Raw genomic sequence first — 23409 nt, 5'->3', positions numbered from 1 at the left:
CGATCTGGTTAGGATTTTGTTGGAAATGATCACTGCCATTCGCGAAGTCCGGCGCGCCAAGGGCATGACGCTGGAAGAGGTCGCCAAGGCCTGCGTTCCCCCCACCACGGCGCAGACCATCGGCCGCCTCGAAACCGGCACGCGCACCGTGTCGGTCGGCTGGCTGAACCGCATCGCCGCCGCGCTCGGCGTCACCGCCGCCGATCTCGTCTCGCTGCCGGATCGCGCGGACCTGCCGGTCGCTGCGATCCTCGGCGTCGATGGCGCCCATGCGCCCAAGCGCGCTGCCGTGCTCGCCCCGCCGCCGATCACCCCCGGCCTGGTCGCGATCACGGTGGCGGCCGGGATCGGCGACTATCGCTCCGGCGACCAGATCTGGTGCGAACGGCTGTCGCCCGATGCCTTTGCGCAGGCGCTGCACCGCGACGTGCTGGTGCCGCAGCCGGCCGGCCGCTTCCTCTTCGGCCGCCTGCTCTCCGTGGACAACGGAGCGCTCACCGTCCTCTCCCCCGCCGCCGGCGCGCGGCCGGTGTCGGTGCCGGCAGCGCCCTGGCTCGCCCAGGCGCTGCGCCTCGTCCGCGAATTCTGAGGTCGCCGGCCGGATGGCGCACTTCCTCCTGCGCTACACTTTGGCCCCCGACTATCTCGATCGCCGCGCCGCGCTGCGCGACGCGCACCTGTCGCTCGCCTGGGAGGCGACCGGAACCGGCCTGCTCCTCGGCGGCGCGGTGGGCGATCCGCCGGCGGAGGCGCTGCTCCTGTTTGATTCGGAAGCCGCCGCCACCGCCTTTGCCGGGGCCGACCCGTACGTGACCCAGGGCCTGGTCACCGGCTGGCGGGTCGATCGCTGGATCACCGTGGTCGGCGAGAACGCCGCCACGCCGGTGCGGCGGCCGGAGGAAATGGTGGGCGATGACGGGCTCGAACCGCCGACATTCTCGGTGTAAACGAGACGCTCTACCAACTGAGCTAATCGCCCCTGCGGGATCGCCTCCATGCCCCGGCGCGGCGGCGGAGGCAAGCGGCGGTGTGCAGGTGTCGCGCTGCCCGGCGACTGGCCCGCGGGCGACGATGCCCGGCTTCTGCCCGCCGTAGCGCCCGCTCCCCGAACGCACGCGCGCCCGAACCGCCGTCTCAGGCCAGCGCCAGGCCCTGCCGCTTCAAGGCTGCGACGTATCCGTGCAGCGCGCCGCGCGACTGGTCGGACAGCGCCATGTACGCGCGGCGCCGGTCGCGGGGATCGGGCGAGCGGACCAACAGCCCGGCCTCGCTCATCTTGCCGATCCAGCGCAGCGCCGTGGTCGGCGCCACCGCCGCGGCGATGCACAGGCTGGACACCGACACCCGGTTCCCCTCCAGCTCCGCGGCGAACAGGTCCAGCAGCATGTCCCAGGCCGGGTCCTCGAACAGGCCCGCGGCGAAGAACTGCTCGCGCAGCCGCCGCACGCGGATCGCCCGGCGTACCTCCGCGGCATCGATCGCCACCTCCGCCGCCGCCGGTTCCGCCGCAAAGCCGCGCCGGCGATCGGCCAGGGCGTCCCCCGCCTCCGATGCCCCGCCGGCCTCGCCGCGCGTCAGCCGGGCGAGCAGCTCGGCGATGCGCGCGATCTCCGCATTGAGCCGTTGCAGGCGCTCGGCCTCGCCCTCGTGCGCGGCATCGTGCAGCGTCGGCGCGGCGCCCCAGGCCTCCGCCGCCACGGCCAGCGCCGCCACGCGCTCGGCCATGCTCGGCCCGCACAGCAGCTGCACGCCCGGGCTCATCAGCGTCGCGGCGACGATGTCGATGTGCGACTCCTGCAGCGCCACCACCACCGGCACGCCGCCCGCGCGCGCGAACGTGTCGATCCGCGGCAGCGCCTCGGCGAGCACCGCCTCGTCCGCCCTCCAGCTGTCCACCAGCAGGATCGGGCGCACCGCATGGCTGCCGAGCCGCGCGCCGACCGCCTCCCAGCCGAGCCGCTCCAGCACGCGCCCGCCGATCAGGGCCGCGGCCGTCGTCCAGGCCTCGGCTCCGTTCCCTTCCTCGGCGATCACCAGCATCGGCGCTCCGAGACCCGCCTGCGCCCCCACGCGGGTTACCGAGCTGTCATACTCCATGCGCGATCCTGCCCCTGCTCTCGATCACCTCATGCCACGTCGATCGGGATCAACGCCGCAAGCTCCCGCCGTAGCGGAGCGAACAGGCCCGCACTAGCTCCGCAACGGAGCGATCGCCCGGTCCGTCATCCCCGTGTCGGCAGGAACCCGGACCCGCCGTCCCACGGCAAACACGCGCGCTGCCGCCGTGAATGCCCGCCTTCGCCGAACCGATGCCGGGGGCATCAATCGAGGTTCTTGACGGAGATCGGCAAGAACCGATGCCGGGGGCATCAATCTAGGTTCTTGACGGAGATCGGCAAGAACCGATGCCGGGGGCATCAATCGAGGTTCTTGACGATCTCCTCGACCATCTTCTTCGCATCGGCCAGCAGCATCATCGTGTTGTCGCGGTAGAACACGTCGTTGTCGACGCCGGCATAGCCCACGCCGCCCATGCTGCGCTTGATGAACAGCACCGTCTTGGCCCGCTCCACGTCGAGCACCGGCATGCCGTAGATGGGCGAGCTCTTGTCGGTCTTGGCCGCCGGGTTGGTCACGTCGTTGGCGCCGATCACGAACGCAACGTCGGTTTGCGCGAACTCGGAGTTGATGTCCTCCAGCTCGAACACCTCGTCATAGGGCACGTTCGCCTCCGCCAGCAGCACGTTCATGTGCCCCGGCATCCGCCCGGCCACCGGGTGGATGGCGTATTTCACCCGCACGCCGTGCTCCTTCAGCTTGTCTCCCATCTCGCGCAGCACATGCTGCGCCTGCGCCACCGCCATGCCGTAGCCGGGCACGATGATGACCTGCTCGGCCTGTTGCATCAGGAACGCGGCATCCTCCGCGCTCCCTCGCTTCCACGGCCGGTCACTCGCCGCCGCCGCGCCGCCCGGCTCTGCGCTCGCCCCGAACCCGCCGGCGATCACGCTGAGGAACGAGCGGTTCATCGCCCGGCACATGATGTAGCTCAGGATCGCGCCCGACGAGCCCACCAGCGCCCCGGTGATGATCATCGCCGAATTGTGCAGCGTGAAGCCCATCGCCGCCGCCGCCCAGCCCGAATAGCTGTTCAGCATCGACACCACCACCGGCATGTCCGCCCCGCCGATCGGCACGATCAGCAGGAAGCCGATCGCGAAGGAGAGGATCGTCACCATCCAGAAGTCGAACGGCGACTGGCTCATCCAGAAACCGAACGCGAACCAGACGATCGCCAGCGCCACGCCCAGGTTGATCGCGTGCCGCTGCGGCAACAGGATCGGCTTGCCCCCCATGTTGCCGTTGAGCTTCAGGAAGGCGATCACCGATCCCGAGAACGTGATCGCGCCGATCGCCACGCCCAGGATCATCTCGATCCGGCTCACGGGGTGGATCGTCGCGAACGGCGGCCCGATCAGCGGCGTCACCACGTCCGCGATACCGAACGCCACCGGATTGAGGAACGCCGCGCACGCCACCAGCACCGCGGCGAGGCCGACCAGCGAGTGGAACGCGGCGACCAGCTGCGGCATCGCCGTCATCGCGATCCGCCGCGCGGTGACGATGCCGATAACCGCGCCGACAAGGATCGCGGCGAGGATCTCGACGACCGCAAGCGTATCGATGCTGGCGACGAACGACCCTGCCGTCAGCACCTCGCCCTCCGGCCCGGTCAGCACCAGCCCCATGCGGTTCACCGGCACATGCGTCACCAGCGTGGTGACGACGGCGATGGCCATGCCGATCATGCCCATCCGGTTGCCCCGCTGGCTCGTCGCCGGGCTGGAGAGGCCACGCAGCGCCAGGATGAAGCACACGCCCGCGATCAGATAGGCCAGGGCCACCCACGGGTTCACTGCTGTCGTATGTTCCACTTGGCCCCGCCCCTCTTTCCGTCACCCCGGCGAAGGCCGGGATCCCTCTCTCCACCAGCGCTTGCGGCGCGGTGTGTCCCGGTCTTCGCCGGGATGACGACCTACTTCTGAGCGCCCGCCGGCGCCTTCTTCCTGTACATCGCCAGCATCCGCTGCGTGACGGCGAATCCGCCGAAGATGTTCACGCTCGCCAGCACCACCGCCAGCAGCCCCAGCCACTTGGACGTGCCGCCCGCCGCCCCGGCCCCGCTCGCCGCCGCCGCGATCAGCGCGCCGACGATGATGACGGACGAGATCGCATTGGTCACCGCCATCAGCGGCGTGTGCAGCGCCGGCGTCACCGACCACACCACGTAATAGCCGACGAAACACGCCAGCACGAAGATCGACAGGATCGAGATGAAGTCCATATCAGCTTCCTTGATCGGCTCGCGCGATGCGCTCGGCAGCAACGGAACAGACGCCGCGCGTCACGGCATCGCAATCCTTCAGAACTTCAACAGCCGGCACTCGCAACGTCTCCAGCCCTCGTTCCGCGAACCACCGGTCCCGTGCAGCATCGCGCATCGGCCGATCGCCACAGCCATGCGCCTCGCCATCGACCTCGATCACCAGCCGGGCTGCATGACAGTAGAAATCGGCCACGTAGGGGCCGGAGGGATGCTGCTTGCGGAACTTCAGCCCATTTGGCTTGCCCCGCAGGGCGAGCCACAAGGCGATCTCGGCAGGCGACATCTGCTGCCGCAGCATTCGTGCCCTTTGCTGGGTATCTCCAGTCCCCTGCAGCACTCACATCCTCCCCTGCAAGGGGAGGTGGCAGGCCGCAGGCCTGACGGAGGGGTGTCGCGCCATCGAGAGGGCATCACCCCTCCGACGCGCTGCGCGCGCCACCTCCCCTTGCAGGGGAGGATTGCCTGTCACGAAACCAGCCTCGGATGCACCACCTGGCCTGCCCTGGTCAGCCGCACCGCATCGCCGATCTCTTCGTCCAGCACCGGCCGGCCCGCTTCCTTGTCCCAGAAGGCGGACAGGAAGTTGAACAGGTTGCGCGCGAACAGCGCGGAGGCATCGGCGGCCAGGCGCGACGGCACGTTGCGGTGGCCGACGATCTTCACGCCGTGGCGCTCCACGATCTCGCCGGCGATCGCGCCCTCGACATTGCCGCCGCTCTCCACCGCCAGGTCGACGATCACCGAGCCCGGCCGCATGGTGGCGATCTGCGCGTCGGAGATCAGCCGCGGCGCCGGGCGGCCCGGGATCAGCGCGGTGGTGATCACCACGTCCTGCCGGGCGATATGGCTCGACACCAGTTCCGCCTGCGCGCGCTGATATTCAGGCGACATCTCGCCGGCATAGCCGCCCGCGCCCTCGCCTTCGATGCCGGCCACCTTCTCCACGAACACCGGCTTGGCGCCCAGCGACAGGATCTGCTCCCTGGTCGCCGAACGCACGTCGGTGGCGGAAACCTGCGCGCCCAGCCGCCGTGCCGTCGCGATCGCCTGCAATCCGGCGACGCCCACGCCCATCACGAACACGCGCGCGGCCGAGACGGTGCCCGCCGCCGTCATCATCATCGGAAACGCGCGGCCATATTCCGCCGCGGCGTCCAGCACCGCCTTGTAGCCGGCAAGGTTCGATTGCGAGGACAGGATGTCCATGGATTGCGCGCGCGTGATGCGCGGCATGAACTCCATGGCCAGCGCCTCCAGGCCCGCCGCGGCATAGGCGTCCACCCGCTCGCGCCCTCCGCCTTCTCCGGTGCCGAACGGGTTGAGGCCGGCAACCACCCAGGCGCCCGGCGCCGCGCCCGCCAGCGCCGCGGGCGACGGCCCCTGCACGCCCAGCACGATGTCCGCCCCCGCCACCGTCGCGGCGGCGTCGCCCAGTGTCGCGCCGGCCGCGGCAAAATCGGCATCGGCGATCGAGGCGGAAGCGCCGGCCCCTGCCTCCACCGCCACCTCGGCGCCCAGCGCGATGAACTTCTTCGCCGTTTCCGGCGTGACGGCAACGCGCCGCTCTCCGGCGGCGGTTTCGCGGAGGGCGGCGATCTTCATGCAGCGGCGCCGATCAGCCGGCGATCAGCCAGATCACCGCGAGGACGATCACCACCACCACGCCGGTGCCGAACTTCAGCATGCGGATCATGCCGTTATAGGTCGCCTCGTGCGCCTGCAATTCGCCGCGATCGGCCATGGTACCGTGTTCTCCCTTGGATGAACGTTGCTTAGCGGGGCGCCTCGTCCGCCTCAAGTCCCTGCGCGCGCCGGCCCGGCAAGCCGCTTAAGCCGACCTTTACCGCTTCGCCTTATCCCGATCCGGGACCAGGGGGACAGTGGAACGATGATGCGCAACGGACAGCGGCTGCTGATGCTGGTCGACGACGAGCCCGCCCAGCGGCGCCTGGTGGCGGCGATCGCCGGGCGGCGCGCCTGGCGCACCATCTTCGCCGCCGACGCGGAAATGGCCGTGGCGCAGCTCGGCACGCAGGACGGCATGCAGCTGGACGCGATCCTGCTCGACCATTGGCAGTCGGAGGCGGAGGCGACCGCGCTCATCATCGAGCTGCGCGCCCGGCGCCCGGCGCTGCCGATCCTGCTGCTCACCGCCGATGGCTCGGTGGCGCAGGCGGTGAACGCGATGCGCGCGGGCGCCACGGACTTCCTGGTCAAGCCGCTCGCCCCCGAACGCCTGCTCTCGGCGCTCGATGCCGCGGTGGCCGGTACGCAGGGCGGCGAACTGCGTCCCCTATCCGAAAAGATCCCGGCGCTGCTCGCCTTCGAGGAGATCGTCGGCGCCGCGCCCGATTTCCGCGCCGCGCTGGCCATCGCCGCCAAGGCCGCCCGCGCCCGCGTGCCGGTGCTGCTGGAAGGCGAATCCGGCGTCGGCAAGGAAGTGGTGGCGGAGGCGGTCCATGCCGCCTCTCCCCGCGCCAAGAAGCCGATGGTGACGGTGAACTGCGGCGCGCTGCCGCCCAACCTCATCGAATCCGAACTGTTCGGTCACGAGAAGGGCGCGTTCACCGGCGCGTTCGAGCGCAAGATCGGCCGCTTCCAGGAAGCGGACGGCGGCACGCTGTTCCTCGACGAGATCGGCGAGATGCCGCTGGAGGCGCAGGTCAAGCTGCTGCGCGTGCTGCAGAACGGCGACATCCAGCCGCTCGGCGCGCGCCATGCCCGCGAAGTGGACGTGCGCGTCATCGCCGCCACCAACAAGCGGCTGGCCGAGGAGGTGGAGGCCGGCCGCTTCCGCGAGGACCTCTTCTACCGGCTGAACGTCGTCCAGGTGACGATCCCGCCCCTGCGCGAGCGGATCGGCGACATTCCGGCGCTCGCCCGGCATCTGCTGGCCCGCATCGCGCAGCAGCCCGGGCTCCGCCCGCTCGGCATCACCGACGAGGCGCTGACGCTGCTTTCCCGCTACGACTGGCCGGGCAACGTCCGCCAGTTGCAGAACGCCCTGTTCCGCGCCGCCGTGCTGTGCGAGGCCAACGCGCTGACCGTGGCCGACTTCCCGCAGATCGCCGCGCTGGGCGCCGGCCGCAACGCCGCGCCTGCGCCGGCCGGCATGGCGACATCCGGCGGCGTCACCCTTTTCCGCCCCGACGGCAATCTGCGCCCGCTGGACGAGATCGAAGCCGACGTGATCCGCCTCGCCATCGGCCATTACCGCGGCCGCATGACCGAGGTCGCTCGCCGCCTCGGCATCGGGCGTTCCACCCTGTACCGCAAGCTGGGCGAGCTGGGCATCGACAACGCGGCATAGCTTTGCGCTGAAGATTGCAGTCGCGTGACGGTTGGATGACAGTACAGGTCACGTTTCCGCTTTCGTTCTCGATGGTTTCACCTCGATCTCCGCGCACGATATTCTTTGCGGTGAGCTGAAGGAACTTGTGCACCCCCGGCGTATTCATGCGCCGATCGTCTCCGGCATGTTGCTTAACATTGCTCGCAGCGATCCTGAAAAGGGGGGCAGGATGCACGCGCAGCGCAGGTACGTGTGGAAGGGCCGGTCGGTCCGGCGCTCGTCGATCGTCGCCGGTGCGGCGCTTCTGCTCGGCCTGCCCGCCTCCGCCTTTGCCCAGTCGCCGCCCGCCTCGCCCGCTTCGTCCACCGAAAAGCCGGGCAAGGAGGAGACCGCGCCCAAGCAGGACGCCAACGGGCTGATCCTTTCCGCCTCCACCCGCGCCCGCTACGAAACCGTCACCGGGCGGCCCCGTCCGGACTACAAGGCGTCGGAGGATGCCTTCACCGTGCGCACGGGCATCGCGGTGGAATATGGCCCCGGCCCGTTCGCGATCGGCGCCGAACTGATCGACAGCCGCGCCTATGATATCGGCCCCGGCACGCTGATCGGACGCGACGACGTCAATGCGGTGGAACTGCCCCAGCTTTATGCCAAGCTTCGGCTCAACGATGCGCTGGGCACCGGCAGCAAGGTCGCGGCGCAGGGCGGCCGCTTTCTCCTCAACCTCGGCTCCGGCCGGCTGATCGCCACCGACGAGTACCGCAACACGGTGAACGGCTTCACCGGACTGCGCGTCGATCTGGAGCCCGATACCCGCACGGAGCTCGCCTTGTTCTACGTCCTGCCGCAGGAGCATCTGCCGGACAGCGCACGGGAGATCCGCCGCAACAAGGTGGTGCTTGACCGCGAGACGTTCGACAACGTGCTGTTCGGCGCGCACTTCCAGCGCAAGAAGCTGTTCGGGGAGACACAGGCCGAACTCGCCTGGTATCGCCTTGCCGAACACGATTCGCCCCGGCGCGAAACCGCCGACCGCCGCCTGCACACGCTGGATGCCCGCCTGTTCCGCGAGGGCAAGGCCGGCACGATCGATTACGATCTGGAGGGCGTCTATCAGTTCGGCCGCGCCCGCCCCTCGACGGAGCCCGACGCGATCGACCGCGCCGTCTCCGCCGGCTTCGTGCACGGTGCGGCGGGCTACACCTTCGCCGGCCCGCTGAAAGCCCGGCTCGGCCTGTTCTACGACTGGGCGAGCGGCGACCGTCCCGGCGGCCGCTATGGCCGGTTCGATACGCTGTTCGGCAGCCGGCGCGACGATCTCGGCCCGTCGGGCACCTATGCGATGCTCGCGCGCGAGAACATCAGCGCCGGCGGCGTGCGCTTCGAGGCAAAGCCCGGCAAGAGGGTGGAGGCGCTGGCCGATTACCGCGCGGTGTGGCTCGCCTCCCGCTTTGACGAGTTCGCCGGCCTTACCGACGAAACCGGCCGCTCCGGCAACTTCGCCGGCCACCAGATCGAGGGCCGGCTGCGCTTCTGGCTGGTGCCGGACCATCTCCGGCTGGAAACCAACTTCGCCCTGCTGTTCAAGGGCCGCTTCCTCAAGGACGCGCCCGATGCCGTTGGCACCCGCTCCAACACCGTCCGCTTCCTGGAAACCAACCTGCAGGTGACGTTCTAGCGTCCGACCAGCGCCTGATCCCTCAGGCCGCGCCACACCCGGAGCGCCTGCACCGTCTCGGCCACGTCATGCACGCGCAGCAGCTGCACGCCCGCGTCCGCGCCCTTCAGCGCCAGCGCGAGCGACCCGCCCAGCCGCTCCCCGACCGGCGCCTCGCTCGACAAGGCCCCGATCATCCGCTTGCGGCTGGCGCCCAGCATCACCGCGCAGCCGAGCCCGTGGAACAGCGCTAGGCCGTTCAGCAGCGCCAGATTGTCCTGCAACGACTTGCCGAAGCCAATGCCCGGATCGACCAGGATCTTCGCGCGATCGATCCCCGCCTCCACCGCCCGCTCGATCCGCGCTTCCAGCCAGTCGAACACCTCGGTCAGCACGTTCGCGTAGGCGACCCGGCCATGCCCGCCGGCCTTCGGATCGGGCGAGTGCATCAGCACCACGGGCGCGCCGCTCCTCGCGACGATCTCCGTTGCGCGGTCGTCCCATTCCAGCGCCGAGACATCGTTGACGATGTGCGCGCCCGCGGCCAGCGCCGCCTCCATCACCGCCGCCTTGCGCGTGTCCACCGACACCAGAGTGCCGCCGCGCGCGAGCCGCTCGATCACCGGCGCCACCCGCTGCACCTCGTCGCCTTCCCACACTGCCGGCGCGCCGGGCCGGGTCGATTCGCCGCCCACGTCGATCAGCGCGGCGCCGGCCTGCTCCATGGCGAAACCCGCCTCCGCCACCGCCTGTGGGTCGTCGCCAAGCCTGCCCCCGTCGGAAAAGCTGTCGGGCGTCACGTTGAGGATGCCCGCCACCTGCGGCTGGTCCAGCCGCAAGGTGCGCCCGCCGAACACCAGCGGCGGCCGGGGGGCAGTGATCGCCCGGTGCACGGCCACGGCCCGCTCCTCGCTGCCCAGCACCCGCTCGAACTCGGCGATCGGCACCACCTGCCGCTCCGCCCAGCGGATCACCTCATAGGCGGCGAACCACTGCATCCCCCCCGCCAGCCGCGCGACCTCGCCATCGCGGCCGATCGGGGTATCGACGAAGTGGATCGGGCGGAGGTGCATGGATGTGCTCATATCACCCCCGTTCGTCCTGAGTAGCGGCTGAGCGCAAGCGAAGACGTGTATCGAAGGACATGCGGCACCTGCTTCGATACGGGCCTTCGACAAGCTCAGCCCCCTACTCAGCACGAACGGGGAGTTGCAAGGTGTCGCGACTATGGCTGCGTCGCCAGCAGATACGTCTGCCGCAGCGCATCGATCGGCTTCAGCGCGCCCTCCGCCTCGTAATGCCAGAAGGTCCAGCCGTTGCACGCCGGCGCGTTCTGCAAGCTCGCGCCCAGCTTGTGGATCGACCCCACCTGCCCGCAATCGCTGAGCAGGCTGCCGTCGGCGCGTACCGTCACGCGGTATTTGCGCTTGGCGTCCATCAGCACCGCGCCCGGCACCAGCATGCCCGTTTCCACGATGGTGCCAAACGCCACCCGCGGTGCCGCCTTGGGGCTCTGCATCGTGGTCAGCGCCGATTCGTCCAGCGGCAGGGCGGCGGCGATCCGCTCCTTCGCGGCGGCGACATACGGGCTTTCGCGTTCGATCCCGATCCAGCGCCGCCCCAGCCGCCGGGCCACCGCCCCGGTCGTCCCGGTGCCGAAGAACGGATCGAGCACCACGTCGCCCGGCTTCGTGCAGGCCAGCAGGATGCGGTACAGCAAGGCCTCCGGCTTCTGCGTCGGATGCACCTTGTGCCCGTCCTTCTTCAGCCGCTCGGCGCCGCCGCAGATCGGGAATTCCCAGTCGGAGCGCATCTGCAGCTCGTCGTTCAGCGTCTTCATGCTGCGATAGTTGAAGGTATAGCGCGCCTTCTCGCCCATCGACGCCCAGATCAGCGTCTCGTGCGCGTTGGTGAAGCGCGTCCCCTTGAAGTTCGGCATCGGGTTGGCCTTGCGCCAGATGATGTCGTTCAGGATCCAGTAGCCCAGGTCCTGGATCGCGGCGCCCACCTTGAAGATGTTGTGGTAGCTGCCGATCACCCAGATCGTGCCGTTCGGCTTCAGGATGCGCTTGGCCTCCGCCAGCCAGGCGCGGGTGAAGCGGTCATAGGCATCCAGGCTGTCGAACTTGTCCCAGGCGTCGGTCACGGCATCGACATGGCTGCCGTCCGGACGGTTGAGGTCGCCGCCCAGCTGCAAATTGTAGGGCGGATCGGCGAAGATCATGTCGATCGACGCCGCCGGAAGCTCGCGCATCGCCCCGATGCAATCGCGCTGCAGGATGGTGTCGAGCGGCAGCACGACCTCCCCTGCCGCGGTCGCCGCCGTCCGGGGGGCGCGCACCGCACGCGCAATCTCGAGCACACTCATTCACCAATCCCCCGTCTTCGAGCGCATGAAAATGCGGCTAAGCGGACTCCGGTCAAGCGCTGATTGGTTAACGAAAAACCCTGCCATCCCGTTAACGGCGCAGAACATTCCGCGAAGGCCGGCACATGTTGAGTCAAGACTTATCCATAGCCCCAAGCTCTGGTGTGTGACTCAAAAGACTCGGCGGGCAATGATTCACCATGACGCGGCCCCCACGCCGGATCACTCGAGCTCTGCCGCCCGCATCGCGAAGCCCGACGTGCTCCGCCGGAAGCGCTCAGTGTGTCGCAGGTTCTCCCGGTCTTCCCGGAAGAACGAGGCCCTTCAGCCCGCCGCCGTCGCCGGCACGACCAGCAGCTCGCCCTGGCGCCCGCCTTCGCGTGCTTCCCAGGCCAGGCGCACCGGCGCGAAGCTGCGGCGGTGCAGCGGCGTCGGGCCGTGCTCGGCCAGCGCGCGCAGATGCTCCGGCGCGGAATAGCCCTTGTTGCTCGCCCAGCCGTACAGCGGATGCGCGGCGGCATGTTCGAGCATGATTGTGTCGCGCCTATGCTTGGCGATGATCGACGCCGCGGCGATGGAGCGGCTGAGCGCGTCGCCGCCGACGATCGGCGTCGCCGGATAGCTCCACCGCGGCAGCCGGTTGCCGTCCACCAGCACATGGCCCGGCGCACAGCCGGCGCGAACGCATAGCGCCTCCACCGCCAGCGTCATCGCCTTCATCGTCGCCCAGTAGATGTTGAGCGTGTCAATCTCGTCCGCCTCGACGATGCCGACGCCGACCGCCGCGCAGCCAATCAGCCGATCGTGCAGCCGCGCGCGCTCGGCCGCCGGCAGGCGCTTCGAATCGTCGATGCCGCGGGGACACCCTTTCAGCGGCAGGATCACCGCCGCCGCCACCACCGGCCCTGCGAGCGGCCCGCGCCCGGCCTCGTCCACGCCGACGACCGGCGCGGGATGCAGCTTCTCGTATTTCAGTCCGGGCATGGCTGCCGTTTAGCGGCAAAGGTCGCCCCGTCCCACCCCGCCGGATGGATCGCCGCCAGCATATCGTCGAACGGCACGCGGCCCATGGCATGGCCCATCGGCCCGTGCCCTGCGCCAAGGCCCGGCGCCGCGGCCAGGACCTGTTCGACAAAGGCGATGGCGCGACCGGTCGCATCGGCCAGGCTCGCTCCCGCGGCAAGCCACGTCGCGATCGCGCTGGCGAGCGTGCACCCCGTGCCGTGCGTGTGGCGGGTGTCGATCCGGCGATGCATCCAGAGGTGCTCGCCGTCCGGCGTCACCAGCCGGTCCTTCACCTCCTCGCCCTCGGCATGACCGCCTTTCACCAGCAGCGCCGCCCCCTGCGCCAGCACCGCCCGCTCACCGCCCAGCGCCTCCAGCTCCGGCAGGTTCGGCGTCACCACCGTCGCCAGCGTCATCAGCCGCCCGAACGCGGCGACCGTCGCGTCGTCCGCCAGCACCGATCCGCTCGTCGCCACCATCACCGGATCGAACACGATCGGCACGCCGATACCCTCCAGCCGGCCGGCCACGGCATGGGCGATCTCGGCCGAGCCGAGCATGCCGATCTTCACCGCATCCACGCCGATGTCCCCCACGCAGGAATCGATCTGCTGCACCACGAACTCCGGCGACACGGGCAGCACGCCCTGCACGCCCAGCGTGTTCTGCGCGGTCAGTGCCGTGATCGCGGTCATCGCATGGCCGCCGAGCAGGGTGACGGTCTTGATGTCCGCCTGGATACCCGCGCCTCCGCCCGAGTCCGATCCGGCGATGATCAGAACGCGCGGGATCATCCGCGGAAGCGCCGCTCGGTAGAGGCCGGATGCTCCTGCAGCGCCTTGCCCGTGCGCGCCGGCCGGTCCATCAGTTCGCCGCCGCAATTGGGACAGCGATCGTCCAGCGCCTCCGCGCATTCGGTGCAATAGGTGCATTCGAACGAGCAGATGAACGCCCCCGCCTGGCTGGCCGGCAGGTCCGCGCCGCACCGCTCGCAATCGGGTCGCATTTCCAGCATTGTCGCGTCAGCCCTCCTGTGGCCGCTTTCGACCAAGCCGCGGCGCGGCGTCAACCATCCCGCCGGGAAAGGTCATCGCCTGCCCCGCCGCTACGGCAGGGTCCAGCAAAGGGTCAGCCCTTCGGCGCCACACGCCCGATCGAGGAATAACGGAAGCCCGCCGCCTCCGCATCAGCCGGCGGGTAGACGTTGCGCAGGTCCACCATCACGTCGCCCGACATCGCCGCCTTCAGCCGCTTGAGGTCGAGCGCGCGGTAGGTGTCCCATTCGGTCACGATCACCACCGCATCGGCGCCGGCCGCCGCGTCATAGGCGTCCGTGCGGTAGTCGATGCCCGGCATCACCCGCCGCGCGGCCTCCATGCCCTCCGGATCGTGCGCCCGCACCGTGATGCCGGCATCCTGCAGCGTCTGGATGATCGCGATACTCGGCGCGTCGCGCATGTCGTCGGTGTTCGGCTTGAACGTCAGGCCCAGCACCGCCACCGTCTTGCCGCGCGTTTCCTCGCGCGCGGCGGCGTTGGTGTCGCCGGCCAGCGCGCGGATCACCTTGCGGCCCATTGCGCGCTTGCGGCTGTCGTTCACCTGCACCACCGCCTCGACGATGCGCAGCGGCGCCTCGTAATCCTCGCCGGTCTTCAGCAGCGCCAGCGTGTCCTTGGGGAAGCACGACCCGCCATAGCCCGGCCCGGCATGCAGGAACTTCTTGCCGATGCGATTGTCCAGGCCGATGCCGCGGCTCACGTCCTGCACGTTGGCACCCACCGCCTCGCACAGGTCGGCGATCTCGTTGATGAAGGTGATCTTGGTCGCGAGGAACGCATTGGCGGCATATTTGATGAGCTCGGACGTGCGTCGGCCGGTGAACAGGATCGGGCTCTCGTTGAGATAGAGCGGCCGGTAGATCGCGCGCATCACGCCGCGCGCGCGCTCGTTGTCGGTTCCGATCACGATCCGGTCGGGACGCTTGAAGTCGCCGATCGCCGCGCCCTCGCGCAGGAACTCGGGGTTGGAGACGACCTGGACGTCCACTTCCGGACGCACCTCGCGCAGGATCGCCTCGACCTTGTCGCCCGTGCCCACCGGCACCGTGGACTTCGTCACCACCACCGCCGGGCCGGTTACCGCCTCGGCGATCTCGCGGGTCGCGTCGAACACATAGGTGAGGTCGGCATGGCCATCGCCGCGCCGCGACGGCGTGCCCACCGCGATGAACACCGCGTCCGCACCGGCCACTGCGCTCTTGAGGTCGGTGGTGAAGGTCAGGCGCCCGGCCGCCACGTTGGTGGCCACGAGCTGCTCCAGCCCCGGCTCGTAGATCGGCATCCGCCCCGCCTCGAGCGCCTCGATCTTGCTCGCGTCCTTGTCCACGCACACCACGTCGTGGCCGAAGTCGGAGAAGCAGGCGCCGGAAACCAGGCCGACATAGCCAGAGCCGATCATGGTGATGCGCATCGAAAGTCCATTTGCTGGCAGGCGGCACGCCTGGGGAAGGCTGCTCCTCTAGCCGAACGAGGCAGGATTTCCAGCCTGCACGCCGATCGGCGCCGCAGCGCGGGGGTGGCAGGAGCTCGCCCGGGAGTTCCGCTAGCGCTGCTCTTGCGCCGAAATCACCCGATCGACGATGATCTCGTTGGCCGATCCGCCCATATGCCCATAGGCACCCGGATAGAGCGTCTTGCGGCCGACAAAGTCGAGGCGCACCCGTCTTCCTTCCGGCCGGAAGTCGTGGCGTAGATCGGTTCGGCTGACATCAAGCCAGGTTCGTGCCGCTCGCGCGCGCTCCGCCTGCTCGCGCCAGCCCGGGGATCGTGGATCGCCGCGCGGACGTTCCGGCGGACTTGCGCCTTCCGGAAGGAAAGCCTGGCCCTCGAACTCGTCGATCCAGATGCCTCGGTACCGGCGCGGCTCCTCCATCTTGTAACATTGATCGAGCGGCAGCGAGTCCAGCACGCCAGGAGCGGAATGCAGGGTGCACGGAATTTCCCGGATCAGCCTGTTGTCGTACCGATAGCATCCGCGTCCCAGATCCGCCGGCGTGCACGGTGTGTTCAGCAATCGCGCGCGCTGCTGGTCTTCGGTGCGGATGAACGCTTGCGGGCTGGGGGGATCGAACTGGCCAGCCGCGGCCGGGCTGGTGGCGGACAGCAGCCAGGCGCTCGCCAGGAAAGCTCGTCTCATGCGCCGCCATTCTCCTTCACGCCCCCGGCGATCGCCGGATCGTGGAGCGGTGGTGAAGCTCACAACGCCTGCCATGACGGGAACCGCCGGAGCAGATCGCGCCATTGCACCCACAGGCGCGCCGCGAACAAAGAAAAAGGGAGGCCGGTTGCCCGACCTCCCCTGTTCCAGTCACCGAAAGGTGATCGCTTACATGCCCGCGTTCGGACCGTAGGTGATCTCCACGCGGCGGTTCTCCAGCTCGCGAACGCCATCGGCGGTCTCGACGCGCGGACGGCTCTCGCCGAACGCCTGCGTGCTGATCGCACCATCCGGGATCGAATGGGCCGACAGATACGCACGGACCGAGTCTGCACGACGCTGCGACAGACCGACGTTGTAGCTCGCGGAGCCCGAACGGTCGGCGTGGCCGGCCAGCATGACCTGCGCGTTGCCGCACGACTGGTACTGCGAGATCGCGTTGTCGAGCAGCGACGCCGCCTGCGGCGTGATGTCCGACTTGTCCCACTCGAAGAACACGATGTACGGCCCAGGCGAGCAGACGATCGGTTCCGGAGCCGGCGGCGGCGGCGGCGGCGGGGGAGGCGGCGGCGGGGGCGGCGGAGGCGGCGGCGGAGCAGCCGGCTCACCGAAGTTGTAGGTCAGGCCACCCAGGATCGAGTGCGAGCGGAAGCGGCCCTCGAAGTTACGGCCGGTCACGTCCACCAGCTTGACGTTCGCTGCGTTGAAGAAGCGATACTTCAGCGTGGCGTCCACATGGTCGCTCAGCGGCGCACGGATGCCCGCCAGGCCCTGCCAGGCGAACACGGTGTCGGAGTCGTCCACGAAGTCACGGGCGCTGACGGCGTAGTTCGCCTTCACGCGAGCCACGCCGACGCCGCCGCCGACAAAGCCCTGCACGCCGTCATCGTCACCGAAGTCGAGAAGGCCGTTCAGCATGAAGCTGAGCGCCGAGGTCCGGCCGTAGCCGCCCTCATAGTTCTGCGCCGGCGAGTTCGAGAGCGCGCCCGCACCGTTGAAGAACGGCGTGGTCGTGATCGAGGAGTAGCTGTCAACCGACGCGCGGCGATAGCCGACTTCGGTTTCGACCCGGAAACCACCGAAATCGTAACCGATGACGCCGTCGACGTCCCAGCCATAATTGTGATCGACCGACGCCGCATTCTCAATCGCGCCGATATCGTAATCGATATCCTCGACGATCATCGCGCCGCCTTCGATGCCGACATACCACGAATCGTCACGTGCAAGTGCAGGCGTGGCGAGCGCGGTGGAGGCAAGCGCCATGGCAATGGCAAGCTTCCGCATTGAATCCCCTTTCTTGGTTGTCACTCGGACAGCGCAAACTCACTACCTCTGGGTTGGTTTCCGCGCAAGCGAACAAATTCCGGGGGCTGTTGCCCGATCGCAACAGTTTTCTCGCGCTCAGGCCGCAACCAATCCATGGGCGCGAAGGGCCGTCAGGATCGCGCCGATAGCCGCGCGAGCCTCCGCATCGGCCATCGTTCCGCCGGCCGGATCGGCGATCGCCGGGCCCCGCGGCCCGACCACCTGTTGCCCGTCGATCATCAGCGCTCGCCCCTGCACCACGCCGATCCGCCATGCCCCGTCCACGAAGCGGGCATCGCAGGCGCCTTGCCTGCTCCACACCCGTGCCCCGTCGAACGCGGGCACGAACCGCCATCCGGCTGCGGTCCAGCCGGCGAGCGCTCCCGCCTGGTCCGCCCAGTCGCCCACCGGCGCCGGACCCACCACCCAGCACGCCCCCTCCGCCGGGTCCGCCGGCGGCAGGTCGAGCCCGATCGCCTCCACCGCCGGCTGCACCAGCAGGTCGAGCAGCGCGAGCGCCTCGTTGTGCGCCATTTCCTTTTGCGCCTGCCCCGCCGCCAGCAGCGGCAGCGCCAGCCTGTCCGTCGTGTCGCTCATGCTTCTCTCCTCACTCCCTCGATCCGCGCCGGGCCGGAAAGGCCGAACGTGCCGATCTGCCGCACCGTCACCTGCACGTCGCCGCCCCGCTCCGCCGGCGCCAGCACCACCGCCGGTGTCCCGACGCTCTCCTCGCGCAGCACCGCGCCGCCGGCCGTGGCCAGCGTGACGTGGTAGCGTTCCGCCTCTTCGCCCAGCGGCGCGTCCGCGCCATCGATCCAGCGCCATCCGGTCCGGCTCCGCCGCGTCCAGCGCAGCACCTCGCCGTCGCGCCGCAAGGCGACGGGCGGCGGCGGCAGCACGGACGCTCCCGTCACCGCCACGGTCACCATCGCCGGCTCCGCATCGCCGACGCCGCTCGCCATCACCTGCACGGTGCCGCCGATCGCGCTGGCCGGCAGGGCGATCGTCGCCACGCTGTCGGCCGAGAGCAGCGCAAAGCGCGCGCCCGCGCCCTGCCCGCCGATCGCCGCCTCCGTGCCACGGCGCCCGCGCCACAATCGCGTCAGCCGCCAACGTCGCGTGCCGATCCGCTCCGCACGCCCGAACTGCAGCAGCTCCTCGCCAACCAGCGCCAGGTTCGCGCCCGACATCAGCCCGCCCGCATCGGCATCGGCCAGCGCCATGCCCGCTTCCGCCAGCTCGACCTCCAGCATCGAGCGGCGGTCCTCCAGCCGCGCGGAGGCAACGCCCGGCGGCACCGTCACTGTCCCCAGCACGGCCGGCGCCGCGGTTCCTCCCGCCTCGATCCAGCGCGCGCCGCCGTCCAGGCTGTAGAGCAGGGCCGCCCGGCGCCAGCCCGCGCCCGTCCCCGCCGCCAGCACGGCCAGCATCGGCCCGGCCAGCGCCTCGTCGCCCAGCGGCGGCAGCTCGACCGCCTGCAGCACCGTCTGCCCCGCATGGCGGTCGGCGGCGGCCAGCACCCGTCCGGGGCTCGCCCGCGGCACCGGCCCCGGTCCTCCGGGCAGCCGCAGGCAGTTCAGCGACAGCACCATGTTCTCCAGCGACCAGCCCGTCACCCGCCAGCGCCCGCCCGCGCCGGCGATCGAGACCACCGCGCCCGGCGCCAGCGCCAGCCGGTCCAGCCCCGCCGTCACCATCCGCCGCTCCCGCGCCGCCTCCGCCGCCGCCAGCCGCCGCTCGGCCAGCGCCCGCGCGGTGTCCGCCGCCACCGCCGCCGGCAGCTCCGCCCGCTTCTCCCGCGCGCCGGCGCCGGGCCGCGAGGCGGACTGGACGCCGGTCTGATAGTCGCGCGCCGGGTCGTAATGGGCCAGCGTCACTCGCCGCGGCACTGTTTCCGCCGCCGCCAGCGTCCGCGCCCCGCGTGCGCCGCGCTCGCCTTCCGCCGCATGCCCCGCATCGGCCAGCGTCGCGACCGGCGCCTCGTCCTGCGCCAGCACGAAGCCGTCACCCGCCGGCGCGAACCAGCCGCCGCCCTCCGCCAGCGTTTCCAGCACGCCGCGCGCGGAATCGCCATAGGCCGCGAACCCGTCCAGCATCGTGCCTCCGCGCGCCGCCACGCGCCCCTGCGTGAGCTCGGCGGCGATGAACCCCGCGCTCACCGGAGCCTCGTCGGCAAACACCTCGAAGGTCAGCGAGGGCAGCCGGTTGCCGAATTCCGCCAGTTCAAGGTTCTCGAACACGGCATAGGCGATCCCCCGGTGCGCCGGCGCCATCGATCCTTCCGCCGACGCGATCAGCGGGTCCGCCGCCTGGTCCTCGCCGCCCGGATGCACCCGCAAGGTGCCCGCCACCTTCAGGTCGCCCGCCGCCCCGCGCAGCAGCGAGCCGTCCGCCCAGATCCGGCCCACCCGCCGGATCGCCCGCGCCGACAGGGCGACGGCGAACGAGGCGGAATAGCTGTAGGTGGTGACGCTCGGCTGCCCCTTGCCCGCCCGGCTCGTCGCATGGCTCTCGATCAGGTCGGTCGCCCAGATCACGCTGCCCGCCACGCGCATCCGCCCGAACAGCCTGGGGATCGGCGTGCCATAGGTGGAGGTCTGCACCGCCAGGGTCGTCAGCCGCGGACCTTGCCGGCCCGGCGGGCGCAGCACCTCGCGGTCCACCCCCTGCCCCAGCAGCGCGCCCAGCGCGCCGCCGATCGGCCCGCCGATCGCCGTGCCCACGGCCGAAAGCACCAAAGTCGCCATCATTCCCTCCGCCAGATCGAGACCACCGGCCACGGCGCCGCGCCCGGCCGCTCCACCACGCACCGCAAGCCCGCATCGGCATGCACCCAGCCCCCCGGCACGGCGATCGCCAGGTGCCATTGCCCCGGCCCCGCCGCCGCCAGCACCAGGTCGCCCCCGCGCAGCTCCGCCACCGCGCCCAGTTCCGCCGCGCGCAACCGCTCCTCCACGCTTTCCCGCGTTCCCCCGCGCAACCCATAGCCGGTCGGCAGGCTGCCGATCTCCAGCGCCCAGCCCGCCAGCCCCACGCAGTCCAGCCCCTGCTCCGGATCGCGCCCGTGCAGGCGGAACCGCGCGCCGATCGCGCCCCGCGCCCGCGCGATCACCCGCCAGGCCCCGCGCCCGGGCGCGGTCACCCCCCTGGATAGCGGGTCAGCAGGTCCATTCCCGGCAGGAACGGCTCCCCGCGAAAGTTCGCCACGTTGGCAAAGCGCCCCGCGCACGTTTCCAGCCGCTTGTCGCATCCCTCGCTCACCTCCACCAGATCGCCCGCCGCCACCGGCAGCACCGGCGCCGATCGCAGCGTCACGCGGGCGCCCACCGAGCCTGCGATCCACCCCGCCAGCCCGCTGTTCGCCCCGCCGAACCAGCGCAGCCGCCCGCCGCCCCAGCCGCCCGCCACCGGCTCGGCCCGGTCCAGCGTCAGCAGCTCGCCCTCGCTCCCCACCACCCGCGCCATCATCCGCCGCCCGGCCATCGCCACGCGGCACCTCCTGTCGCCCAGTTCCGCCCGGCACCCGGCCGACGTCGCTTCCGCCACCGCCGCCTCGAACGCCGCCGCCGCCCCGCGCAGCTCCGCGCTGAACGCGCCGCCGCGCGTTTCCACCGCGCCGATCGATCCGCAGCCGATCTCCACCGGCCCCATCTCCACTGGATCGCCGCCCGTCCAATCGACCGCGAACAGCGTCACCCTCGCTCCGTCCCAGCGCCCCGCCAGCAGGTCCGCCTCGCCGATCGCCGCGCTCGACAGCGCGCCGGACACGTCCATTGTGTCCGCCTCCAGCCCGTCCGAGCGCTTCACCGCCGAGGGCGTCATGCCCGGGCTCGCGCGGTACAGAAGTCCGCCCACCTCCAGGTCGCGATCGTGGCTGGTCAGCCCGATCGTCACGCCATCGCCCCGCGCGATCCGCCAGCACAGGGCGGTCGTGAACAGCGCCATCACCGCACCTCCACCAGCGGCACGGACGGCGCCGCGCCCGCCAGGAAGCTCGCCCGGCTCACGGTAAGCCGGTCCTCGGCAAAGCGCACCCGCACGTCGAAGTCGAAGCTCGCGCGCACCTCCGCGCCGGCCGCCGGTGCCGCGTCCAGCGCCACCGCCCCGTTCTCCACCGAAAACGCCTGTGTCTGCGCACCGCCCACGAACACCCGCACGCTGCCCGCCACCGGCAGCGCGATCGCGCGCGTCGCCTCGCCGTAAGCTCTGGCCAGCGCGAACCGCGTCGCCACGCCGTCGCCGATCCCCAGCAGCTCCCGCTCGCCCCGCCAGTCGAACGGATCGCGCAGGCGGAAGCTGCGCGCCGGCCCCATCCGCGCGCGAAAGAAGGCCAGCAGCGCCGCGATGTCCGCCTCGCTCCGGACGCCCGGCCCCACGTCATAGCGGGTGCGCGCCTCGGCCCAGCTCGCATTGCGTGTCTCGTGCCCGCTCGCCGTCGCCTGGATCGCGGTGGAGAACTCCGGCGTCACTTCCGCCTCCCGGCCCAGCGCCAGCGGAAAGGCCACGTCGTCGAAATCCTGCACGCTTTCCTCCTCCTCCCATACCACGAGCCCGTCGCGCATCACCTGCGGCAGCGCCCACAGATAGGCGCGCCCGCGTTGCCACCCGCGCGCCGCCGCCTCGATCACCCGCCACTGCGCCTTGTCCTCGGAATTCAGCACGAAGCCGGCGAGATATTCCGCCCGCGCCACGCCCAGCCGCGCCATCGCCACCGGCGCCCCGCGCGCGCTCGCGGCCGTGTTCCCGGCCGTCACCCAGTCGTAATCCTCCAGCTGCACCGTATCGAACGCGCCGGCCCAGCCGACCGGCAGGTTCGCCCGCCGCGCTTCCGGCATCGCCGGGTCCAGCACCGTCGGCAGGAACGTCAGCAGCAGCGTCTCGCATCCCGGCGCCGCTTGCCGGGCCGCCGCGCACAAGGCCGCGGTGGAATCCGACAGCAGCAGCCCCGCCGCATCCAGCCTCGCCTTGTCGCGTTCCGAAACCGGCGCGGTCAGGTCGATCCGCTCCGCGCCCAGCCTGGCCGCCGCGTCGTGGAGGCATGGGCTCCCATCCTTCACCCACCACCACGGCTCGCCGACCTGGAACTTCGGCTGGAGCCCCGCCGCCAGCGCGATCCCCATTACCTCGCGCGCCACCGCCTGCAGATACGCCATCGCGCCGCCATGCGCCGGCGACAGCAAGGTGGACGGCGGCACCCATCCGGTCAGCGCCGGCGACCCGTCCGCCGCCCGCTGCTTCCAGTCGCCCCAGCAATGCTGGTCCAGCAGCTCGTAGGACAAGGACCAGACGATCTCGAACCCGAGCGCCCGCGCCCGGCTCGCAAAGTCGCGCTGCCACGCCGCTGCCGCCACGTTCAGCGCGCCGCCGGCCAGGCTCACGAAGAACCCGCCGCTGTTCGCCTCGAGCCGGAAATAATGGCTCATCCCCAGATAGTGGATCAGCCGCCCGCGATAGCCCAGGTGCAGCGCGTTCCTGAGCAGCCGCGCCGGCGTCAGGTGATAACTGTCGTCATAGCCGCTGGCGATGCCCAGCTTGTGTTCCGGCAGCACCGCGTCGCCGATCGCCAGCACGGACCCCGGCCCCTCGCAGCGGATGTCGGACAGCTCCGCCCAGCCCTCGGCCGGCGCGTCCAGCGGCCGCTCGGTGCCGTCGTAGTCCGGCGGCACCAGCGACACGAACATGCGGTCGACATCGCCCGCCCATACCGGGTCCGCCTCGTCCGGCAACAGGAACCCGCCCGCTACGTCCGCGAAGTCGATCGAGACTTTCGCATCCTCCGGCGCGCCCGTCGCATGGTTCCACAGCCGCACATACCAGGATCGCGGCTGCCCCGCCTCGTCGCGCCCCTCGATCGTCAGCACCGGCCCATGCACCGCATCCAGCGCGCGCACCCCGCCCGACCGCCACCGGAACGACAGCCGGCATTCCCGAAAGTCCCGCGCCGTCTCATAGGCGAGCAGCGGATGGTCGTGCCGGTCCTCGGCCTCCCAGATCAGCCCGGCCAGATCGTCCGCGCGGTAGAACACCGCATCCACGCGCAGCGCATCCGGCGCCGTGGTCGTCACCGCCGCCATCATCGGCCGCGGGAAATTCACCGTCCAGAACCGCGGGTCGAAGCGGCTCACCACCCCCTCCGCCCGCCGTTCCTCCACGAGGCAATATCCCATGCCGTACTC

At 70.6% G+C, this 23409-nt stretch carries 23 protein-coding genes and 1 tRNA gene; 4 read left to right on the top strand and 20 right to left on the bottom strand.

The features are described 5' to 3' along the window. Nucleotides 1-25: 25 nt before the first annotated feature. Nucleotides 26-589, top strand: coding sequence for a helix-turn-helix domain-containing protein (locus DVW87_RS14755; RefSeq protein WP_114688569.1), 564 nt, complete (start codon nt 26-28; stop codon nt 587-589). A 13-nt stretch (nt 590-602) separates the two neighbouring features. Then, nucleotides 603-947: a YciI-like protein gene (locus tag DVW87_RS14750; RefSeq protein ID WP_114688772.1), complete on the top strand. Its 345-nt coding sequence runs from the start codon at nt 603-605 to the stop codon at nt 945-947. Here the strand turns inward: DVW87_RS14750 and DVW87_RS14745 are convergent. The 7 genes from DVW87_RS14745 to DVW87_RS14715 all read right to left on the bottom strand — a co-directional run bounded on the left by DVW87_RS14745 (nt 904) and on the right by DVW87_RS14715 (nt 6128). Beyond that, a tRNA-Val gene (locus tag DVW87_RS14745) sits at nt 904-979 on the bottom strand. The genes DVW87_RS14750 and DVW87_RS14745 overlap by 44 nt on opposite strands. A 155-nt stretch (nt 980-1134) precedes the next feature. Beyond that, entirely contained in the window at nt 1135-2097 is a 963-nt protein-coding gene (locus DVW87_RS14740) for a hypothetical protein (RefSeq protein ID WP_114688568.1), read from the bottom strand. A gap of 320 nt (nt 2098-2417) precedes the next feature. Continuing rightward, nucleotides 2418-3935, bottom strand: a complete 1518-nt coding sequence (locus DVW87_RS14735; protein ID WP_114688567.1) for an NAD(P)(+) transhydrogenase (Re/Si-specific) subunit beta — start codon at nt 3933-3935, stop codon at nt 2418-2420. A 101-nt stretch (nt 3936-4036) separates the two neighbouring features. Beyond that, nucleotides 4037-4345, bottom strand: a complete 309-nt coding sequence (locus tag DVW87_RS14730) for a proton-translocating transhydrogenase family protein (protein ID WP_114688566.1) — start codon at nt 4343-4345, stop codon at nt 4037-4039. A gap of 1 nt (nt 4346) precedes the next feature. Next, nucleotides 4347-4649: an endonuclease domain-containing protein gene (locus DVW87_RS14725; RefSeq protein ID WP_239017936.1), complete on the bottom strand. Its 303-nt coding sequence runs from the start codon at nt 4647-4649 to the stop codon at nt 4347-4349. A 203-nt stretch (nt 4650-4852) separates the two neighbouring features. Beyond that, on the bottom strand, nt 4853-5989 hold the full coding sequence (locus DVW87_RS14720; RefSeq protein WP_114688564.1) for an NAD(P) transhydrogenase subunit alpha: 1137 nt from the start codon (nt 5987-5989) through the stop codon (nt 4853-4855). A gap of 13 nt (nt 5990-6002) precedes the next feature. Beyond that, complete coding sequence (locus tag DVW87_RS14715; protein WP_114688563.1) at nt 6003-6128, bottom strand: aa3-type cytochrome c oxidase subunit IV; 126 nt, start codon at nt 6126-6128, stop codon at nt 6003-6005. 147 nt (nt 6129-6275) lie between these two features. Between DVW87_RS14715 and DVW87_RS14710 the strand changes: the two genes are divergently transcribed. After that, a complete protein-coding gene (locus DVW87_RS14710; protein WP_114688562.1) occupies nt 6276-7697 on the top strand; it encodes a sigma-54-dependent transcriptional regulator in 1422 nt (473 codons plus the stop codon). A gap of 211 nt (nt 7698-7908) precedes the next feature. Next, a complete protein-coding gene (locus tag DVW87_RS14705) occupies nt 7909-9357 on the top strand; it encodes an alginate export family protein (RefSeq protein ID WP_114688561.1) in 1449 nt (482 codons plus the stop codon). Here DVW87_RS14705 and folP read toward each other — a convergent pair. The 13 genes from folP to DVW87_RS14640 form a co-directional block, all read right to left on the bottom strand. Continuing rightward, on the bottom strand, nt 9354-10421 hold the full coding sequence (gene folP, locus DVW87_RS14700) for a dihydropteroate synthase (RefSeq protein WP_239017935.1): 1068 nt from the start codon (nt 10419-10421) through the stop codon (nt 9354-9356). The two genes, DVW87_RS14705 and folP, sit on opposite strands and share 4 nt — an antisense overlap. Nucleotides 10422-10561: 140 nt before the next feature. Then, a complete protein-coding gene (locus DVW87_RS14695; protein WP_114688560.1) occupies nt 10562-11704 on the bottom strand; it encodes a site-specific DNA-methyltransferase in 1143 nt (380 codons plus the stop codon). Nucleotides 11705-12028: 324 nt separating this feature from the next. After that, entirely contained in the window at nt 12029-12688 is a 660-nt protein-coding gene (locus DVW87_RS14690; RefSeq protein WP_114688559.1) for a ribonuclease HII, read from the bottom strand. Then, the gene (thiD, locus tag DVW87_RS14685) at nt 12676-13503 is read right to left on the bottom strand and encodes a bifunctional hydroxymethylpyrimidine kinase/phosphomethylpyrimidine kinase (protein WP_114688558.1); all 828 of its coding nucleotides are present in this window, start codon (nt 13501-13503) and stop codon (nt 12676-12678) included. Before thiD ends, DVW87_RS14690 begins: the two co-directional genes overlap by 13 nt. Beyond that, nucleotides 13500-13724 carry a DUF1272 domain-containing protein gene (locus DVW87_RS14680; RefSeq protein WP_114688557.1) on the bottom strand — a complete coding sequence of 75 codons (225 nt, stop codon included), beginning with the start codon at nt 13722-13724 and terminating at the stop codon, nt 13500-13502. Before DVW87_RS14680 ends, thiD begins: the two co-directional genes overlap by 4 nt. Nucleotides 13725-13837: 113 nt before the next feature. Beyond that, entirely contained in the window at nt 13838-15178 is a 1341-nt protein-coding gene (locus DVW87_RS14675) for a UDP-glucose dehydrogenase family protein (protein ID WP_114688556.1), read from the bottom strand. A gap of 132 nt (nt 15179-15310) precedes the next feature. Beyond that, entirely contained in the window at nt 15311-15904 is a 594-nt protein-coding gene (locus DVW87_RS14670) for a hypothetical protein (protein ID WP_114688555.1), read from the bottom strand. Between the two features lie 189 nt (nt 15905-16093). After that, nucleotides 16094-17212, bottom strand: coding sequence for an OmpA family protein (locus DVW87_RS14665; protein WP_114688554.1), 1119 nt, complete (start codon nt 17210-17212; stop codon nt 16094-16096). A gap of 117 nt (nt 17213-17329) precedes the next feature. Further along, nucleotides 17330-17830 (bottom strand): DUF2793 domain-containing protein, encoded by a 501-nt coding sequence (locus tag DVW87_RS14660; RefSeq protein WP_114688553.1) that lies wholly within the window; start codon nt 17828-17830, stop codon nt 17330-17332. Further along, nucleotides 17827-20013, bottom strand: a complete 2187-nt coding sequence (locus tag DVW87_RS14655) for a GTA baseplate fiber-binding domain-containing protein (RefSeq protein WP_338056390.1) — start codon at nt 20011-20013, stop codon at nt 17827-17829. The genes DVW87_RS14660 and DVW87_RS14655 overlap by 4 nt, the downstream gene beginning before the upstream one ends. Then, complete coding sequence (locus DVW87_RS14650) at nt 19980-20375, bottom strand: peptidoglycan endopeptidase (RefSeq protein ID WP_239017934.1); 396 nt, start codon at nt 20373-20375, stop codon at nt 19980-19982. The genes DVW87_RS14655 and DVW87_RS14650 overlap by 34 nt, the downstream gene beginning before the upstream one ends. Beyond that, on the bottom strand, nt 20372-21178 hold the full coding sequence (locus tag DVW87_RS14645) for a DUF2163 domain-containing protein (RefSeq protein ID WP_114688551.1): 807 nt from the start codon (nt 21176-21178) through the stop codon (nt 20372-20374). The genes DVW87_RS14650 and DVW87_RS14645 overlap by 4 nt, the downstream gene beginning before the upstream one ends. Beyond that, on the bottom strand, nt 21178-23400 hold the full coding sequence (locus DVW87_RS14640) for a DUF2460 domain-containing protein (RefSeq protein ID WP_114688550.1): 2223 nt from the start codon (nt 23398-23400) through the stop codon (nt 21178-21180). Before DVW87_RS14640 ends, DVW87_RS14645 begins: the two co-directional genes overlap by 1 nt. Nucleotides 23401-23409: the final 9 nt, after the last annotated feature.

The sequence above is a fragment of the Sphingomonas aracearum genome (assembly GCF_003345355.1).
GTDB lineage: Bacteria > Pseudomonadota > Alphaproteobacteria > Sphingomonadales > Sphingomonadaceae > Sphingomonas > Sphingomonas aracearum.
This window is presented reverse-complemented; position numbering and strand designations above follow the sequence as displayed.

What these genes read in the sequence shown, in the direction of transcription:
- DVW87_RS14755 (WP_114688569.1), top strand. Translation starts at nt 26, where the DNA reads ATGATCACTGCCATTCGCGAAGTCCGGCGCGCCAAGGGCATGACGCTG.
- DVW87_RS14750 (WP_114688772.1), top strand. Translation starts at nt 603, where the DNA reads ATGGCGCACTTCCTCCTGCGCTACACTTTGGCCCCCGACTATCTCGAT.
- DVW87_RS14740 (WP_114688568.1), bottom strand. Translation starts at nt 2,097, where the DNA reads ATGGAGTATGACAGCTCGGTAACCCGCGTGGGGGCGCAGGCGGGTCTC.
- DVW87_RS14730 (WP_114688566.1), bottom strand. Translation starts at nt 4,345, where the DNA reads ATGGACTTCATCTCGATCCTGTCGATCTTCGTGCTGGCGTGTTTCGTC.
- DVW87_RS14720 (WP_114688564.1), bottom strand. Translation starts at nt 5,989, where the DNA reads ATGAAGATCGCCGCCCTCCGCGAAACCGCCGCCGGAGAGCGGCGCGTT.
- DVW87_RS14715 (WP_114688563.1), bottom strand. Translation starts at nt 6,128, where the DNA reads ATGGCCGATCGCGGCGAATTGCAGGCGCACGAGGCGACCTATAACGGC.
- DVW87_RS14710 (WP_114688562.1), top strand. Translation starts at nt 6,276, where the DNA reads ATGATGCGCAACGGACAGCGGCTGCTGATGCTGGTCGACGACGAGCCC.
- DVW87_RS14705 (WP_114688561.1), top strand. Translation starts at nt 7,909, where the DNA reads ATGCACGCGCAGCGCAGGTACGTGTGGAAGGGCCGGTCGGTCCGGCGC.
- folP (WP_239017935.1), bottom strand. Translation starts at nt 10,421, where the DNA reads ATGAGCACATCCATGCACCTCCGCCCGATCCACTTCGTCGATACCCCG.
- DVW87_RS14695 (WP_114688560.1), bottom strand. Translation starts at nt 11,704, where the DNA reads ATGAGTGTGCTCGAGATTGCGCGTGCGGTGCGCGCCCCCCGGACGGCG.
- DVW87_RS14690 (WP_114688559.1), bottom strand. Translation starts at nt 12,688, where the DNA reads ATGCCCGGACTGAAATACGAGAAGCTGCATCCCGCGCCGGTCGTCGGC.
- thiD (WP_114688558.1), bottom strand. Translation starts at nt 13,503, where the DNA reads ATGATCCCGCGCGTTCTGATCATCGCCGGATCGGACTCGGGCGGAGGC.
- DVW87_RS14680 (WP_114688557.1), bottom strand. Translation starts at nt 13,724, where the DNA reads ATGCTGGAAATGCGACCCGATTGCGAGCGGTGCGGCGCGGACCTGCCG.
- DVW87_RS14675 (WP_114688556.1), bottom strand. Translation starts at nt 15,178, where the DNA reads ATGCGCATCACCATGATCGGCTCTGGCTATGTCGGCCTGGTTTCCGGC.
- DVW87_RS14670 (WP_114688555.1), bottom strand. Translation starts at nt 15,904, where the DNA reads ATGAGACGAGCTTTCCTGGCGAGCGCCTGGCTGCTGTCCGCCACCAGC.
- DVW87_RS14665 (WP_114688554.1), bottom strand. Translation starts at nt 17,212, where the DNA reads ATGCGGAAGCTTGCCATTGCCATGGCGCTTGCCTCCACCGCGCTCGCC.
- DVW87_RS14660 (WP_114688553.1), bottom strand. Translation starts at nt 17,830, where the DNA reads ATGAGCGACACGACGGACAGGCTGGCGCTGCCGCTGCTGGCGGCGGGG.
- DVW87_RS14645 (WP_114688551.1), bottom strand. Translation starts at nt 21,178, where the DNA reads ATGGCGCTGTTCACGACCGCCCTGTGCTGGCGGATCGCGCGGGGCGAT.
- DVW87_RS14640 (WP_114688550.1), bottom strand. Translation starts at nt 23,400, where the DNA reads ATGGGATATTGCCTCGTGGAGGAACGGCGGGCGGAGGGGGTGGTGAGC.